The following is a 16869-nucleotide window of genomic DNA, read 5'->3' as shown; positions in this document are numbered from 1 at the left end:
CCGCCCCACGCCGCCCCGGGCCCTCCTGGAGCGGAAGCAGTGACGGACCCCACCCCGGACCCGGGGCGCCGGACCGACGGCCACCTCCCCCACGCCGTCGAGGACCTCTGCACAACGGGAACGGAGGCGTACGCGCACGCGCTGCGCGCCGGCCGGATACCGGCGGGGGACGCCGCCGGGGCGCCCTGTCTGCTCGACGCGGGGCTGTTGCGGCCGGACCCGGAGGGCGCCGGGTGGCTGCTGCCCACCGCCCCGGCCGTGGTGCTGCCCCGGCTGCTGCGGGCCATCGAGGAGGACATCGCCCGGCACCGCAGACGCGAGGCCACCCTCGCGGACCTCTTCGAACCGTTCCTGGCGCTGGGCGCCGCCGGGGCCGCCGACGGCCAGGGCGGCATCACCGCGCTGGACGGGACGCTGCGCATCGACGAGGCGATCGCGGAGGCGATGAGCGGGGCCCGCGAGGAGCTGCTGACCATCCAGCCGGGCGGGGCCCGGCCGCCCACCGCCCTGGCGACCGCCCGCCCCCGGGAGCAGGCCATGCTGGACCGGGGCGCCCGGATGCGCACCCTGTACCAGCACACCGCCCGCCACTCGGCGGTGGTCGTCGGCCACTACGAGCAGCTCCTCGGCGACGTGGAGGTGCGCACCCTCAGCGAGGTCACCGAACGGCTGGTGGTGATCGACCGGGCGACCGCCTTCATCCCCGCCAGCACCGACCGCACCGCCGCCCTCCAGATCCGCCAGCCCGCGCTGGTCGCGTACTTCGTCACCACCTTCGAGCGGCTGTGGCGGCTCGCCACCCCGATGTGGCCGACCCCGGCGCACCGCCCCGCGCCCCGGGGGGTGCCCGCCCGCCAGCACGAGATCGCGGGACTGCTGATCGAGGGGCTCACCGACGCGGAGATCGCCCGCCGACTGGCGATGAACGTCCGCACGGTACGGGTCCACATCGCCAAGCTGGCGGACGCGCTGGGCAGCGGCAGCCGCGCCCAACTCGGTTACCTGATCGGCCGGTCGGGCATCCTGGAACACGGATGACCCCGGTCCGGGGGAGGACACGGGACGGGGGCGCGCCCCTCCCCCCGCCCTCGGGTGCGTGGTGGGTCGCTCGCGCAGTTCCCCGCGCCCCTTCGGCGCGCCCCCCCGGGGGGGGGGTAGAGAGAGAACGGGCCGGTGCGAACCACCGCCCACCGCCTATCGCAGCGAGGTGAGGAAGTGCCCGCCACCGACCGACAGCCGACCACCGTCCCCCCGGACGCCCTGCTCCGCACCCAGCGCGCCCTCGCGGCCGCGCTGTGGCACTACACGACGGCCCAGATCGCCAAGCCGTACTACGTCCGGGGGTGCGTCCCGGACCCGAAGGAGCCCGAGCCACGCGTGATCGTCGCCCTGTGGACCGGCCCGACGGCACGCGACAAGACGAACGTCTTCTTCTCCGTCCCGCTGGTGTCCGACGGCGTGCTCCTCTCGGCGGCACAGATCGTCACTGGGTTGATGCGGCTGGGCAAGGGAACCCACATCTTCGGCTCCACCGGCCACCGCTTCGACGGCAAACGCGTCCTCAACGGCGACTCCCTGGTCGAGGGCGTCACAGCGGTGACGTCCCCTGCGGAGAGCCACGAACCGCAGGTGCCGCAGGGACCGAGGGGCTTCTACTTCGAGCGGCCCGGCCAGTTGAGGGAGTACTGAGCCGGACCGGCCAGGACGCGAATGACCGTACGGCGCGGCCGAGCCGGTGGAACACCGACAGCGCACGGCTCCGAGGACGCGGCGGTCACCGTTCCGAGCGGACGAGGAGCCCCCGCCACCTACGGTCCCGGGAACAGCTCGCCGAGGCGAACCCCGGCCGACTCCCGTCCCCTCTACCTGGCGCGGATCATCACGGTCAGTACGGGTGAGGTGGGGGACGGTTGGCTGTGTCCGATGTCCTCGTATCCCCATGACTTGTAGAGGGCGTGGACCTTTCCGTCTCCGGCGGCCGGGTTGACCATCAGCGTGACGTACGGCTCGGTGCGGGCGGTGAGCAGGGTGTCGTGGATGCGGCGGGCGGTGCCGGTCTTCCGCCAGGCCGGGTGGACGCCGATCTCCTTGAGGGCCACGACCGGGTGCCGGGTGTACTCCTCGGGCGGTGTCGGGCTGGAACGCAGCCAGTAACGATCGCCGTGCTCGATGGTGTTCCCGTAGGCGTAGCCGACCGGGTTCCCGTCGGCGTACACCTCAAGGAGATCATCACAGGCGGGGTCAGGGACGGCTGGCTGCGCCTTGACGTCGCCGCGTTCCCTGGCTCGAAGCGTGAAGGTCAGCGCGGCTGCTGGCCTGTTTGGTGCTCGCGCGCCCCCGAGCGAGTGGAGGTGTGCTCCTCCCAGGTCCGGACAGAGGCACTACCAGGCGCGGTGGTGCGGAGCGCCACGTCGAACCCGTGCAGTACCCGCGAGACACGGGGGTGCCGGGCGGCATCGGCAAGGACGCTCGTGGCGGTGGCCGTAGCGGCCTCGGGCTCTCCCTGGGCGAGCTGGGCGTGCGCGAGCCGGGCGGTGTTGAGGGCCCGGTCACGTCGCATCCGTGGCCGGAGCAGGGCGAGGCCCCGATGGGCGTGTGCCTCGGCCCGCGCGAAGTCCCCGAGACGGAGGTGCGCGGCGAGAGCGAGGGTTTCCAGTTCCGCTCCGTCACGGGCCCCGGTCATCCATACCGGGCGGGCGAGACCCGGATCAGCACGTTCGAACGCGTCCTGTGCGCAACCGAGAGCGTGTCGTGTGGCCGGAGCGTCCCCGATGGAGCCGAGGGTGGCCGCCTGGCGGGCATGGCCGAGGGACGCGAACAGCGGGTCCCTCCGGGTGAGGCTCAGATTGCGGGCGACGTCATTGGCGGCGAGGGCGTCAGTGGGACGCCCCAGGTGCCGGTACATGGTTCCCGCGTGGCTCCAGATGCGGAACTTGATCGTCTGGTCGCCGGACAGCTCGGCGAGTGCCTGGGCCTCCCGCATGTGCGCCTTGGCCGCCTCGTAACGACGGCCGTCGATCGCGGCCCACATGGCCGAGGACCGGAAGGACGCGGCGGAGGCGTAGAGACTGTTGCGTACCCGCTGCGTCGCACCACCGGCGTTCTGGAGTTCCAGCGCTTCCCCGGCGAGCGCGACGGCTTCCTCTTCGATGCCGAGTCGCCCACCGTGGCGGTGGTCGCTGATGACGATGTCAGCGAAACGCTCGTTCAGACGGTTGACGTCGCTCATGCCGATGCGACGCGATGTCCTGGGGCCAGGCGTGGCCACGTCCACGGCGACCGCCGCCACCCCACTGGCGAAAGCACGGCGCTTCATATCAGAGTCCTCCTGCCTAGGCGGGTCGGGGACGGGTGCGGACCGCCCCCGGGGGATGAATCCCAGAGCTACGGCGGACAATCCGGTGACGTCCTCAAACGCCTTGCGAGTAACCGACTTGGGCCACTTGACCCGGCCCGACTTCCACGCCCGGACCGATGAGCCGTCATAGCCAGAGGAACGTCCGGTCAGTCGTTCGACGGCTCTGTTCATCGCCTCGGCGAAGCTGTTGGAACTGTAACCGTGCTCGGTCATCCATGCCTCAAGCACCGCATTGCGGATGGCGTCCATTCCGGCACGGTAGCCCGATTACTCCCGGACCTGCTGGCAAAGAGGGACCCAAAACCCCCTAGCCGACACTCCGGAGCACATCGCTGGGCCCCCTAACCAAGCTCCCTCGAAAGGGAGTTGCCTATTCAGTGACCGCCCGTGTCGATCTCCGTACGGGCGGCCACCAACCGAGACAGGCGAAAGTCCGCGTCGATGACGAGCACGGGGACACCGCAGGTCGCTTGCCGCCCTCGCGCGGATTCGCTCAGCCCCGAAAGTGAAGGCAGGACGGTCATGGAACAGGCATCGAAGGCGATGCGGAGAGACGGGGTCGCACGTCGTGTGCGGTGACGAACTCGCGATTGGCGGACTCGCATTCGACATCGGACGCGGGGTCGTAGGGAGGGTCATGGACATCACCTGGGGACCGGTCTATCTCCGCCCGCCCAGCGGTGGGATCGAGTGGACGGCGCGCCGCGAGGACGTACGTCCCGCGACGGTCCTGGACCAGATCCGCCCCGCGCTGAACGAATTGAACCTTCACAGCAGTCGGGGAGGTGTGTAGCCGTGAGCAGGCTTTTCCGTCATACCAAGTGGAACCTGCGCCAGTTAGAGTTCTGGGGCGCGAGCGCGTATGCACAGTGCGTTTCCGGGTCGCCCCAGTGCGACGCGACACCGCCGCCCGGTCCGGAGTTCCGTACGGCCGAGGGCGCGGCGCGGTGGATCGAGGTTCACTTCCGGGAGACGGGTCATCGTCGGTTCGACCGGGCGTTGTTCGAGACGGTGCAGTGGGACCCGCCGGAGGACGTCGACCCGAGTACCTTGCCGGGGGTCACGACGTGAGCCAGGCTCCCGAGCCCTTGCCCCGGTACCGAGCCCAGGTGGTGGCGGAGTGGTCCTCGGTCTACGGGGACTGGGACACCCGGATGGTCCTCGGGACGTTCACCAGCCCGTACCCGGGACGGGCCCTGCGCTGGCTGCGCAAACAGGCGTTCCGTATCGCGGACGGGCTCGACCCGGACCCTGACGGCGGGCCCATCCACCTGGACGCGCTGAACGAGATTCCGTTCCCGGACCACGAGTTCCCTGGTGACGCACCCACCCGCCTTCGCACCTGGGCGCTACACGAGGACCACGCCCCCGCGATACGGCGACTACGAGCCGGGGGCACCGTCCAGGTCATCGCGGCGGAGCACGGCGAGCGGTACGTGCTCACCGCCCGACCCGACACCGCGACCTAAGCCGCGTATCCGGGCCCCTTGGACCTCCCCCTGCCCCGCTGACCTGTCGCCCGGCAGGGGGAGCACCACTCACCACGACCGCGCGACCGCGACCCGCAACTTTGACACAGTGATAAGGAACGGCCCATGCCGCTGGTTGATGAACCGTCCCCGCTGCGAAGGGTGTTCGCGGGGATCAGTTCGCTGGAACTGGAGATCACCGGCCGCTGTCCCCGCCACTGCGCCCATTGCCTCTCCGAACCGGAACCCTGGGCCGTACCCGGGAACATGACCCCCGACGACTGGCGCCGCGTCATCACCGACGCCGCCGCGCTCGGCGTCCCCCACCTCCGGCTGATCGGCGGGGAGCCGACCCTCCACCCCCACTGGACCGACCTCGCCGCACACGCCCTGTCGTCGGGGATGACCGTCGAGCTGTACACCGACCTCGCCCACATCCGCGATGACTGGTGGGACCTGCTCACCCGGCCCGGCATCGGCGTGACGACCGGCTACCACAGCGATTCCTCGCACCAGCACGAACACCTCACCGGACACCCCGGCAGCCACAGCGACATCCGCCACACCATCCGCCAAGCCGTCCAGCGCGGAGTCCGCGTCCGCGCCCGCATCACGGACACCTTCCACGGCCAGCGCATCCGCTGGGCCCGCGCCGACCTCACAGCCATGGGCGTCACCCGCGTCACCATCGACCGCGCCTGGACCACAGGACGCAACCCCCCACCCGGACCCGGACTCGACGAGACCTACGCCCACCACGCCCGAGGACGCCTCACCATCCACCCCAACGGCAACCTCACCGGCTGCCCGCTCTCCCCCGACACCCCCACCGGAAACGTCCGCCGAACCCCACTCCCCGCACTCCTCGACGGACACCACCAAGCGACCACCTGACCCACCGCACACAAACGCCCCGACAGACCGTTGCACCGGTCCATCGGGGCTCCGCCAAGACAGCTTCAGAGGAGCTGACCGACGTATGCGCGATCGTATCGCCCGTGCCCTCGTACGGGTGCTCGCCCATCTGCCCCTGACCCGCCGCACCCGCCCCGGACGCCACACCGCCCAACACCTCACCCAACCCGAACTCAGTCCCGCCCCCGTCCCCGTAGCCATCCCCACCCCCGCACCGGACCGGGACCCCTGGCGCCGCCCCTGGACCGGCCCCAGCTCAGCCGAAGCCCTCGCGATCTTCCGCGCCGAAGAAGCCCAGCACCTGAGCCCCGCCCAACGCGAACGGTTCTACGCCACCGCCTTCGCGGAACGCGGCTACGACTACCCCTACCTCGCACGAGGCGTCCACCAGGTCACGGGGACCGGGACCGGAACGGCCGCCGCATGACCCGCGACGCACTCCTCCACGACGGCCCACCCACCGAAACCGGCGCCCACTGCCACACCTGCGGACGCTGGACCACCGCACCCATCGTCATCGGCTACACCAGCCGCACCAGCACCAACGGCGACACCACCTCCATCACCCACCACACCTGCCCCCACCACCTCACCAACGACCGCCCCACCGACCCCCCGCCCACGAACTGACCCCGTCCCCAAGCACCCCAAAGGGGCGCGGGGAACGGCGCGACCAGCCCGGACGCACCCGCACCCGAAACCCGGAGAGGCGGAAGCGCACCGCCCCGAAGGGGGCTACGCCCCCGACGCCGGCGTCGGGGGCCTCGGTGGGGTGTCCAGCCCCGCCTGGGCGATCCGCACCCCCAACTGGGCCCGGCTGGCAGCCCCCAGCTCCTCCGCGAGCTTGCGGATGTGGTGCCGCGCGGTGCGGACGTTGATGCCCAGCCGGGTGGCGATCTCCGCGTCCGTGTGGCCCTCGGCGAGCAGCGCCGCGATGGCCCACTCCCGCCGGGTGATGCCCTCCACCCCGGCCCGGACGGGCAACGGTTCGACCAGGGGGTGGGCCAGCCGCCAGAACCGTTCGAAGACGATCGCGAGGAACTCCACCAGCCCGGGGTGGCGCAGCTCCAGCGCCACCGTGCGGTCCTCGGTGGCGGGGACGAACGCGACCTTGCGGTCGAAGATCAGCATCCGTTCGGGGACCTCGTCCAGGGTGCGGACCTCCGCCGCGCCCCCGACCCGTTCCACGTACTCGTAGAGCCCCTGCCCGTGCCGGGCGGAGTGGGTGTACAGGGTCCGCATGCGGACCCCGCGCGCGGCCATGTCGAGGGCCAGCGGCAGCGCGTCCTTGAGGACGTTCTCCCGGCGCACCCCGCCGGGCTGGACGGCCAGGTGCTCCACGGCGCAGCCGTCGGACGCCTCCGCGATGGCCTCCCGGATGCGGGGCTTGCTCTCCAGCACCCGCAGTCCGGGCACCCCGGGCGCCGCCCCGGCGCCGGTGATCCCCGCGAACCCCTCCGGGGCGAGGCAGGCGTACCGCTCGGCGAGCCGGGCCATGGCGGCGGCCCGGGCCTGGCCCTGGGCGAGTTCGTCGCGCAGGGACCGGCTCAGCCGGGCGAGCACCCCGCCGGGGGACTCGGGCACCAGCCACTCGGTGTCGTCGGGGTCGGGGTGCAGCAGGCCCAGTTCGAGCAGACAGGGCGCCCCGCCCACGGCGGCCCGCCCGACGCGGCCCGCGTCCAGCGCCTGCCGGTAGACCCGTTCGCCCTCCTCGCAGAGCCGGTCCACCCCGTGCGCGTGCGCCTCAGTCATCTCCCCGTCCCCACCACCGGTGGAATTGCCACCGGTTCGTTCGGTTCTTTCCCCTTGCGTCCACCCCGCCTCTTGGCGCAGTGCAACAAGATGACGGTGGTGCCGTCGCCCCGTGACCGGCAGAGTGGGCGCGGGGCGAGGGGAGGGGAATTCTTGGTCGCCCCGGGTGATCCCCGAGTCGGCCAATCCCCCTGGTCGACCCGGGGGCACCCTCGCTTCCGGCGCCCGCCGGGCGCACCGGCCGGAGAGACGGCCGGGACCGACGGGCGGCACCGGGGGCCGTCGATCGGGCGGGCCCCACCGACCAGCCGTGACCACGGTCCCCCACATCACGGGAGTGTGAGCGAGCACCCCAAGCTTCGCACACCTCACAGACAGTCACACCCGGGTTAGCTACAGGGGGGTTCACCGGGGTGTGCCCGTCCGGTCCGCCGGACGGAACGAGGGGCCGGAAGGTTCACCTTCCGGCCCCTCGGCCCACGCTCGCCCCGCCGGACGGCGGAGGCGCTACTCCTGTCCCCGCTTGGGGCGCCACACGACCAGCGCGCTGGTCTGCTGGACCTCCTGGTAGGGCACCAGGTCCCGGCGGTACGAGGCGTGCACCGCGGCCTCGCGCTGCCGGATGGCGGCCGCCGCGCCCTCCACCGCGTCCTGGAGTTCGGCGACGCGCGCGGTCAACGCGGCCACCTGGCCCTCCAGTTCGATGATCCGCTTGATCCCGGCCAGGTTGACGCCCTCGTCCTGGGACAACTGCTGCACCTGGCGGAGCAGTTCGATGTCCCGGGCCGAGTAGCGGCGGCCCCGGCCCGCGGTGCGGTCCGGGGAGACCAGGCCGAGCCGGTCGTACTGGCGCAGGGTCTGCGGGTGCAGGCCGCTGAGCTGGGCCGCGACCGAGATCACGTACACCGGCGAGTCGTCGGTCAACTGGTAGGGGTTGCCGCGGCGGCGTCCGCCGGTGCCCATCGCGTCCATGGCCCTCATGCTCCCTTCGCGGCCTCGAACAGCTCCGCCCGCGGATCGTCGTCCGCGGTCGCCTCCCGGTACGCCTCCAGGGCGTCCCGGGCCTTGCCGGTCACGTCCTTGGGCACCGCGACCTCCACCGTCACCAGCAGATCGCCACGGGTCCCGTCCTTGCGGACGGCGCCCTTGCCGCGGGCCCGCATGGTGCGGCCGTTGGGGATGCCCGGCGGCAGCTTCAGCGTCACCGGCGGACCGCCCAGCGTCGGCACCCGCACCTCGCCGCCGAGCGCCGCCTCCACGAAGGAGACGGGCACCGTGACGGTGAGGTTGTCGTCCTTGCGGCCGAACACGGGGTGCGTGCCGACGTGCACCACCACGTACAGGTCGCCGGCCGGGCCGCCGCGCTCGCCCGGGCCGCCCTTGCCGCGCAGCCGGATGCGCTGTCCGTCCGAGACGCCGGCCGGGATGCGCACCTGCATGGTCCGGGAGGACTTGGCCCGCCCGGACCCCTTGCACACCTCGCAGGGGGTCTCGGCGATCAGTCCGCGGCCCTTGCAGTCCACGCACGGGTCGGTGAGCGAGAAGCCGCCCCCGCCGCCCCGGGACACCTGGCCGGTGCCCACGCAGGTGGGGCACACCCGGGGGGTGCCGTTCTTGTCGCCGGTGCCCGCGCACGCCTTGCAGGCGGCCTGCGAGGACATCCGCAGCGGCACGGTCGCGCCGTCCACCGCCTCGGTGAAGCTCAGCGTGACCTCGGACTCGATGTCCTGGCCGCGCCGGGGCTGGGTACGGCCCCCGCCCCCGCCGCCACGGTTGAACAGTCCGCCGAAGACGTCGCCGATGCCGCCGCCGAAACCGCCCGGCTGCTGGGCACCGCCGCCGCCCGGGGAGCCGCCCCCGAAGAGGTCGCCCAGGTCGAAGTTGAACGAGCCGCCGCCCGCTCCGGGTCCGGGGCGGAAACCCCCGTTGCCGAAGAGGGCGCGGGCCTCGTCGTACTCCTTGCGCTTCTTGGGGTCGCCGAGGACGTCGTTCGCCTCGGAGATCTCCTTGAAGCGCTCCTCGGCCGAGGCGTTGCCCTTGTTGGCGTCCGGGTGGAACTCGCGGGCGAGCTTCCGGTACGCCTTCTTGATCTCCGCCTCGGTGGCGTCCTTGGGGACGCCGAGGACCTTGTAGTAGTCCTTCTCGATGAAGTCCTTGGTGCTCATCCCCGGCGTCCCTCCTCTCCGTGCGTGCCGCGGTCAGCCCTCGTCGGGCGCACCGCTGTCCTTGCCCTCGGCGCCGTCGGCGCCCTTGCCGTCCTCTTCGCCGTCCGTCTCGTCCGCCTTGGTGGCCGAGGCGCCCGGCTGGGGCTCGGCGACCGCCACCCGCGCGGGGCGGATGGTGCGCTCGCCGATTCGATACCCGGGTTGGAGGATCGCCACGCAGGTCGTCTCGGTGACGTCCGGCGCGTAGCTGTGCATCAGGGCCTCGTGGACCGTCGGGTCGAAGGGCTCGCCCTCCTTGCCGAACTGCTGGAGGCCCATCTTGGCGACGACCGTCTCCAGGGACTCGGCCACCGACTTGAAGCCGCCGACCAGTTCGCCGTGGTCACGGGCGCGGCCGACGTCGTCGAGGACGGGCAGCAGCTCGCTCAGGAGGTTCGCCACGGCGATCTCCTTGACGGCGATCCGGTCGCGCTCCACCCGGCGGCGGTAGTTCTGGTACTCGGCCTGGAGCCGCTGGAGGTCCGTGGTGCGCTCGCTCAGCGCGGTGCGCACCTGGTCCAGTTCGGCGGTGAGCCCGGCGTTCGCCGCGCCCGCGTCCCCGGCCCGGCCCGCCGGGCCCCCCTCGGAGGGGGACCCGTCGGACTCGGAGGTGCCGCCGTCCGTGTCGGCGTTCGCGGCACTGGTGCCCTCGGAGACGTCGGCGGGCTCGTCCTGCTCGTCGAAGCCCGGGGTCTCCTCGGTCACGCCGCACCGTCCTTGCGGTCCTCGTCGACGATCTCGGCGTCGACGACGTCGTCGTCGGCCTTGGCCCCGGCCGCGCCCGCGTCACCGGCGGCGGCACCCTGGGCGCCCTGCTCGGCGTAGAGGGCCTGGCCGAGCTTCTGGGAGACGGCGGCGACCTTCTCGGTGGCGGTGCGGATCTCGGCCGCGTCCTCGCCCTTGAGCTTCTCCTTCAGCTCGGCGACGGCGGTCTCGACCTCGGTCTTGACGTCCGCGGGGACCTTGTCCTCGTTGTCCTTGAGGAACTTCTCCGTCTGGTAGACGAGCTGCTCGCCCTGGTTGCGGGTCTCGGCGGCCTCGCGGCGGGCGTGGTCCTCCTCCGCGTACTTCTCCGCCTCCTCGCGCATCCGGTTGACCTCGTCCTTCGGCAGCGAGGAGCCGCCGGTGACGGTCATCTTCTGCTCCTTGCCCGTGCCCAGGTCCTTCGCGGTCACGTGCATGATGCCGTTGGCGTCGATGTCGAAGGCGACCTCGATCTGCGGGACGCCGCGCGGCGCGGGCGGCAGACCGGTCAGCTCGAACATCCCGAGCTTCTTGTTGTACGCGGCGATCTCGCGCTCGCCCTGGTAGACCTGGATCTGCACGGACGGCTGGTTGTCCTCGGCCGTGGTGAAGATCTCGGAGCGCTTGGTCGGGATCGTGGTGTTGCGCTCGATCAGCTTGGTCATGATGCCGCCCTTGGTCTCGATGCCGAGGGACAGCGGGGTGACGTCGAGCAGCAGGACGTCCTTGACCTCGCCCTTGAGGACACCGGCCTGGAGCACGGCGCCGATGGCGACGACCTCGTCCGGGTTGACGCCCTTGTTGGCGTCCTTTCCGCCGGTCAGCTCGCGCACCAGCTCGGCGACGGCGGGCATCCGGGTGGAGCCGCCGACCAGGACCACGTGGTCGATCTCGGAGAGGGCGATGCCCGCGTCCTTGATGACGTTGTGGAACGGGGTCTTGCAGCGGTCCAGCAGGTCCGAGGTGAGCTGCTGGAACTGGGCGCGGGTGAGCTTCTCGTCCAGGTGCAGCGGGCCCTCGGCGGAGGCCGTGATGTACGGCAGGTTGATCGAGGTCTCGGTGGACGAGGACAGCTCGATCTTCGCCTTCTCGGCGGCCTCGCGCAGGCGCTGGAGCGCCATCTTGTCCTTGCCGAGGTCCACGCCGTGGCCGTTGTTGAACTGCTTGACCAGGTAGTCGACGACCCGCTGGTCCCAGTCGTCGCCGCCGAGGTGGTTGTCGCCGTTGGTGGCCTTCACCTCGACGACGCCGTCGCCGATCTCCAGCAGCGAGACGTCGAAGGTGCCGCCGCCGAGGTCGAAGACGAGGATCGTCTGGTCGTCCTTGTCGAGGCCGTACGCGAGGGCGGCGGCCGTCGGCTCGTTGACGATGCGCAGGACGTTGAGGCCCGCGATCTCACCGGCCTCCTTGGTGGCCTGGCGCTCCGAGTCGTTGAAGTAGGCGGGGACGGTGATGACCGCGTCCGTGACCTTCTCGCCCAGGTACGCCTCGGCGTCCCGCTTGAGCTTCTGGAGGATGAAGGCGGAGATCTGCTGCGGGTTGAACGCCTTCTCGTCGATGTCGACGCGCCAGTCGGTGCCCATGTGGCGCTTCACGGACCGGATGGTCCGGTCGACGTTGGTGACGGCCTGGCGCTTGGCCACCTCACCGACGAGCACCTCGCCGTTCTTGGCGAAGGCGACGACGGACGGCGTGGTCCTGGCGCCCTCTGCGTTGGTGATGACGGTGGGCTCGCCGCCCTCCAGAACGCTGACGACGGAGTTAGTCGTGCCCAGGTCGATGCCGACCGCACGTGCCATTTCGGTTTCCTCCAGAGAACTCGCTGACTGATCGCGTCCCGCGTCCGGTGGGGGAACCCCTGCAACCTGAGCGGGACAGGCTCAAGAATGCACCAAGGCTCCGACGCGGTCAACAGACCTGAGCCGGTGCCGCTCAACTTTTATCTTCCCCTTACCGCAATCACCCCTCTGACCTGCGCTCCCTCCAAGCGGCCACCCTCCGCACCCTCCCGCTCACGACCCGCCGGACCCCCGTGGGCCCCGGGGAATCCCCCCGGAAAAGGGTTCGTCGGCTTCCGGGCCGAGGTGAGATCCTGGGGGGCGTATGTCTACGCAGCCCGCTCCCGCCCCCGGCCCCCGAGGCGAACTCGGCCGCCGCGTCGCCGCGCTACCCCCGAAGGACGCCCAGCGCCTGGGCCGCAGGCTCGAAGGCGCCGTCCGCGTCCGCGAGCCGGAGGCCCGCGCGGCGGTCCTCGCCGAGATCGAGGCGGAGACCGCGAGGGCCGAGGCCCGCACCGCGGCCCGGGCCGCCCGCGTCCCCGCGGTCTCGTACCCCCCGGAACTGCCGGTCAGCCAGAAGAAGGACGAGATCCTCGCCGCGATCCGCGACCACCAGGTCGTGATCGTCGCGGGCGAGACCGGCTCCGGCAAGACCACCCAGATCCCCAAGATCTGTCTGGAGCTGGGGCGCGGCGTCCGGGGCATGATCGGGCACACCCAGCCCCGCCGGATCGCCGCCCGCACCGTCGCCGAACGCGTCGCGCAGGAGCTGGACACCCCGCTGGGCGAGGCCGTCGGCTGGAAGGTCCGCTTCACCGACCAGGTCGGCCGCGACACCTTCGTGAAGCTGATGACGGACGGCATCCTGCTCGCGGAGATCCAGACCGACCGCGAGCTGCGCGCCTACGACACGATCATCATCGACGAGGCCCACGAGCGGTCCCTCAACATCGACTTCCTGCTGGGCTACCTCGCCCAGCTGCTGCCCCGCCGCCCCGACCTCAAGGTCGTCATCACCTCCGCGACGATCGACCCGGAACGCTTCTCCCGGCACTTCGGGGACGCCCCCATCGTGGAGGTCAGCGGACGCACCTACCCCGTGGAGGTGCGCTACCGCCCCCTGCTGGAGGAGGAGGGCGACAACGCCGACCGCGACCAGATCACCGCCATCTGCGAAGCCGTCACCGAACTCCAGGGCGAGGGACCGGGCGACGTCCTGGTCTTCCTCTCCGGCGAACGGGAGATCCGCGACACCGCCGACGCCCTCAACAAGATGTTCGCCCGGGCCGGGAGCGCCGTCCGCCGGGGCACCGAGGTGCTCCCGCTGTACGCCCGGCTCTCCCACGCCGAACAGCACCGGGTCTTCCAGGCCCACACCGGCCGCCGCGTGGTGCTCGCCACCAACGTCGCCGAGACCTCGCTGACCGTCCCCGGCATCAAGTACGTCGTCGACCCGGGCACCGCCCGGATCTCCCGCTACAGCCACCGCACCAAGGTCCAGCGGCTGCCCATCGAGGCGATCAGCCAGGCCAGCGCCAACCAGCGCAAGGGCCGCTGCGGCCGTACCTCGGACGGCATCTGCGTCCGGCTGTACTCGGAGGACGACTTCGCGTCCCGCCCCGAGTTCACCGACGCCGAGATCCTGCGCACCAACCTCGCCTCCGTCATCCTCCAGATGACCGCGGCCGGGCTCGGCGACATCGAGCGGTTCCCGTTCATCGACCCGCCGGACCACCGCAACATCCGCGACGGCGTCCAGCTCCTCGCCGAACTCGGCGCGCTGGACCCGGCGGAGAAGGACCGCCGCAAACGGCTCACCCCGCTCGGCCGCAAGCTGGCCCAGCTGCCCGTGGACCCCCGGCTGGCCCGGATGGTCCTGGAGGCCGACCGCAACGGCTGCGTCCGCGAGGTCATGGTCATCGCCGCCGCGCTCTCCATCCAGGACCCCCGCGAGCGCCCCGCCGACAAGCAGACCCAGGCCGACCAGCAGCACGCCCGCTTCAAGGACGAGAGCAGCGACTTCCTGGCCCTGCTCAACCTCTGGCGGTACGTGCGCGAGCAGCAGAAGGAGCGCGGCTCCTCGGCGTTCCGCCGGATGTGCCGCCAGGAGTACCTGAACTTCCTGCGCATCCGCGAGTGGCAGGACATCTACGCCCAGCTGCGCTCGGTCGCCAAGTCCATGGGCGTCGCCGTCAACGAGGAGGACGCCTCCGAGCAGGCCGTCCACACCTCGCTGCTCGCCGGACTGCTCTCCCACGTGGGCCTCAAGGACACCGAGAAGAACGAGTACCTGGGCGCCCGGGGCGCCAAGTTCGCGATCTTCCCGGGGTCCTCGCTGTTCAAGAAGCAGCCCAAGGTCGTGATGTCCGCCGAACTGGTGGAGACGTCCCGGCTGTGGGCCCGGGTGAACGCCAGGATCGAGCCCGAGTGGGTCGAACCGCTCGCCGCCCACCTGGTGAAGCGCACCTACAGCGAACCGCACTGGGAGAAGGACCAGGCCGCGGTGATGGCCTACGAGCGGGTCACCCTCTACGGGGTGCCGATCGTGGCGAACCGCAAGGTCAACTACGGCCGGATCGACCCGGAGACCTCCCGGGACCTGTTCATCCGCAACGCCCTGGTGGAGGGCGACTGGCGCACCCACCACAAGTTCTTCACCGACAACCGCAAGCTGCTCACCGAGGTCGAGGAGCTGGAGCACCGGGCCCGCCGCCGCGACATCCTCGTGGACGACGAGACCCTGTTCGACTTCTACGACCAGCGGGTGCCCGCGCACGTGGTGTCCGGGGCGCACTTCGACTCCTGGTGGAAGCGCAAGCGCCAGGAGGAGCCGGACCTCCTGGACTTCGAACGGGAGATGCTGATCCGGGAGTCGGCGGAGGCGGTCACCAAGGCCGACTACCCGGACTCCTGGACCCAGGGACGGCTGCGGCTGCGGGTCACGTACCAGTTCGAGCCGGGGGCGGACGCGGACGGCGTCACCGTCCACATCCCGCTCCAGGTCCTCAACCAGGTCACCGACGAGGGCTTCGACTGGCAGATCCCCGGGCTGCGCGAGCAGGTGGTGACCGAGCTGATCCGTTCGCTGCCCAAGCCGGTGCGCCGCCACTACGTGCCCGCGCCCAACTTCGCCCAGCGGTTCCTGGAGCGGGCGGCCCCCCTCCAGGAGCCCCTGACGACGACCCTCGCCCGCGAACTGCACGCCATGGTCCGGGTGCCCGTCTCCCCCGACGACTTCGACTGGTCGAGGGTCCCCGACCACCTCCGGATCACCTTCCGGATCGTGGACGAGCGCCGCCGCAAGGTCTCCCCGGACGCCGAGGACAAGGACCTGGAGGCGCTGCGGCAGCGGCTGCGGCCCAAGGCCCGCAAGGCGCTCTCCCAGGCCGCCGCGGCCACCGCGGAGCGCTCCGGCCAGGCGTCCGTGGAACGCTCCGGGCTCACCGACTGGACCATCGGCCCGCTCAGCCGGGTCTTCGAGACGCGGCGCGCGGGCCAGCCGGTCAAGGCGTACCCGGCGCTCGTCGACGACGGGGACACCGTCTCGGTGCGGCTCTTCGACTCGGAGGCCGAGCAGACCGAGGCGATGTGGCGGGGCACCCGCCGGCTGATCGTCCGGAACATCCCGGTGAACCCGGCGAAGTTCGCCCTGGGCAAGCTGGGCAACGCGGCCAAGCTGGCGCTCTCGGCCAACCCCCACGGCTCGGTGCAGGCGCTCTTCGAGGACTGCGCCACGGCCGCCGCGGACCGGCTGATCGCCGACTTCGGCGGTCCGGCCTGGGACGAGGAGTCCTACCGCAAGCTGTACGACCGGGTGCGCGCCGACATCGTCGACCTGACCGTGCGGACGGTGGACCAGACCCGTCAGGTGCTCGCCGCCTGGCAGGCCGCCGAACGACGGCTGCGGGCCACCACCAGCCCCGCGCTGCTCGCCAACACCACGGACGTCCGGGAGCAGCTCGCCGCCCTGGTGCGGCCCGGCTTCGTCACCGAGGTGGGCATCGCGCGGCTGCCGCACCTGATGCGCTACCTGGTGGCCGCCGACCGCCGTCTCCAGCAGATGCCGGGCAACGTCCAGCGGGACACCACCCGGATGGAGAAGGTCCACGACATGCGCGACGAGTACGCGTGGCTGCTGGAGCAGTTGCCCCGGGGCCGTCCGGTCCCGGCGCGGGTGCGGGAGATCCGGTGGATGATCGAGGAGCTGCGGGTCAGCTACTTCGCGCACGCCCTGGGCACCGCGTACCCGGTCTCCGACAAGCGGATCGTGAAGGCGATCGACGCCGAGGTGCCGTGACCGCGCCGCCCCGCCGTGACCGTGCCGCCCGTCGGGGCGCCCCGGCCACGGCGGGGCGGAGGGCGCTGACGGCCGCCCGCGCGCCCGTGACGGAGCGCGCACGCTCGGTGAGTTCGACCTCATGGCCGGGGCTGCTGTACAGTCCTGTCTCGCAGCGCACCGCGGAAAGCAGTCGAAGCGGACGCCGCGAAACCTGGTCCTGTGGAGCAGTTTGGAGTGCTCGCCACCCTGTCAAGGTGGAGGCCGCGGGTTCAAATCCCGTCAGGACCGCAGATAGGCCCGCATCCCTCGGATGCGGGCCTTTTCCGTGCGCCCGCGCGCGTCCCGCCGATGGGCCGGACCGGGCGCGCCG

Annotated in this window: 15 protein-coding genes and 1 tRNA gene; 9 read left to right on the top strand and 7 right to left on the bottom strand. The window is 71.6% G+C overall.

The window, feature by feature from the left end; genetic code table 11:
• Positions 1-39 precede the first annotated feature (39 nt).
• Together ACVWNX_RS18430 and ACVWNX_RS18425 are read left to right on the top strand one after the other, a co-directional pair.
• On the top strand, positions 40-1038 hold the full coding sequence (locus ACVWNX_RS18430) for a helix-turn-helix transcriptional regulator (protein WP_454408309.1): 999 nt from the start codon (positions 40-42) through the stop codon (positions 1036-1038).
• Between the two features lie 177 nt (positions 1039-1215).
• The gene (locus ACVWNX_RS18425) at positions 1216-1689 is read left to right on the top strand and encodes a hypothetical protein (protein ID WP_454408308.1); all 474 of its coding nucleotides are present in this window, start codon (positions 1216-1218) and stop codon (positions 1687-1689) included.
• A 173-nt stretch (positions 1690-1862) separates the two neighbouring features.
• Here the strand turns inward: ACVWNX_RS18425 and ACVWNX_RS18420 are convergent, their stop codons facing one another.
• Entirely contained in the window at positions 1863-2303 is a 441-nt protein-coding gene (locus tag ACVWNX_RS18420) for a GNAT family N-acetyltransferase (protein ID WP_454414826.1), read from the bottom strand.
• Complete coding sequence (locus ACVWNX_RS18415; RefSeq protein WP_454408306.1) at positions 2300-3316, bottom strand: hypothetical protein; 1017 nt, start codon at positions 3314-3316, stop codon at positions 2300-2302. The genes ACVWNX_RS18420 and ACVWNX_RS18415 overlap by 4 nt, the downstream gene beginning before the upstream one ends.
• A gap of 837 nt (positions 3317-4153) precedes the next feature.
• Between ACVWNX_RS18415 and ACVWNX_RS18410 the strand changes: the two genes are divergently transcribed.
• From ACVWNX_RS18410 to ACVWNX_RS18390, 5 genes are all read left to right on the top strand, one after another.
• Positions 4154-4429 carry a hypothetical protein gene (locus ACVWNX_RS18410; protein ID WP_454408304.1) on the top strand — a complete coding sequence of 92 codons (276 nt, stop codon included), beginning with the start codon at positions 4154-4156 and terminating at the stop codon, positions 4427-4429.
• Between the two features lie 17 nt (positions 4430-4446).
• Complete coding sequence (locus ACVWNX_RS18405) at positions 4447-4827, top strand: hypothetical protein (protein WP_454408302.1); 381 nt, start codon at positions 4447-4449, stop codon at positions 4825-4827.
• Between the two features lie 126 nt (positions 4828-4953).
• Positions 4954-5721 (top strand): radical SAM protein, encoded by a 768-nt coding sequence (locus tag ACVWNX_RS18400; protein WP_454408300.1) that lies wholly within the window; start codon positions 4954-4956, stop codon positions 5719-5721.
• A gap of 85 nt (positions 5722-5806) precedes the next feature.
• Entirely contained in the window at positions 5807-6169 is a 363-nt protein-coding gene (locus ACVWNX_RS18395; protein ID WP_454408298.1) for a hypothetical protein, read from the top strand.
• Positions 6166-6372, top strand: a complete 207-nt coding sequence (locus tag ACVWNX_RS18390; RefSeq protein WP_454408297.1) for a hypothetical protein — start codon at positions 6166-6168, stop codon at positions 6370-6372. The genes ACVWNX_RS18395 and ACVWNX_RS18390 overlap by 4 nt, the downstream gene beginning before the upstream one ends.
• A gap of 105 nt (positions 6373-6477) precedes the next feature.
• Here the strand turns inward: ACVWNX_RS18390 and ACVWNX_RS18385 are convergent, their stop codons facing one another.
• From ACVWNX_RS18385 to dnaK, 5 genes are all read right to left on the bottom strand, one after another.
• A complete protein-coding gene (locus tag ACVWNX_RS18385; protein WP_454408296.1) occupies positions 6478-7494 on the bottom strand; it encodes a helix-turn-helix transcriptional regulator in 1017 nt (338 codons plus the stop codon).
• 507 nt (positions 7495-8001) lie between these two features.
• Positions 8002-8457 (bottom strand): heat shock protein transcriptional repressor HspR, encoded by a 456-nt coding sequence (locus tag ACVWNX_RS18380; protein ID WP_454414825.1) that lies wholly within the window; start codon positions 8455-8457, stop codon positions 8002-8004.
• A 14-nt stretch (positions 8458-8471) separates the two neighbouring features.
• Entirely contained in the window at positions 8472-9659 is a 1188-nt protein-coding gene (dnaJ, locus tag ACVWNX_RS18375; RefSeq protein WP_454408295.1) for a molecular chaperone DnaJ, read from the bottom strand.
• A 33-nt stretch (positions 9660-9692) separates the two neighbouring features.
• A complete protein-coding gene (grpE, locus tag ACVWNX_RS18370; RefSeq protein ID WP_454408294.1) occupies positions 9693-10403 on the bottom strand; it encodes a nucleotide exchange factor GrpE in 711 nt (236 codons plus the stop codon).
• Positions 10400-12241: a molecular chaperone DnaK gene (dnaK, locus tag ACVWNX_RS18365; RefSeq protein ID WP_454408293.1), complete on the bottom strand. Its 1842-nt coding sequence runs from the start codon at positions 12239-12241 to the stop codon at positions 10400-10402. The genes grpE and dnaK overlap by 4 nt, the downstream gene beginning before the upstream one ends.
• Before the next feature lie 304 nt (positions 12242-12545).
• On the opposite strand from dnaK, the gene hrpA reads away from it, so the two are divergent.
• On the top strand, positions 12546-16517 hold the full coding sequence (hrpA, locus tag ACVWNX_RS18360) for an ATP-dependent RNA helicase HrpA (RefSeq protein WP_454408291.1): 3972 nt from the start codon (positions 12546-12548) through the stop codon (positions 16515-16517).
• 195 nt (positions 16518-16712) lie between these two features.
• A tRNA-Asp gene (locus ACVWNX_RS18355) sits at positions 16713-16787 on the top strand.
• Positions 16788-16869: the final 82 nt, after the last annotated feature.

This window comes from Streptomyces sp. JNUCC 64 (assembly GCF_054484115.1).
The sequence above is the reverse complement of the archived record's forward strand: the minus strand, read 5'-3'. Positions and strand labels throughout refer to the sequence as shown.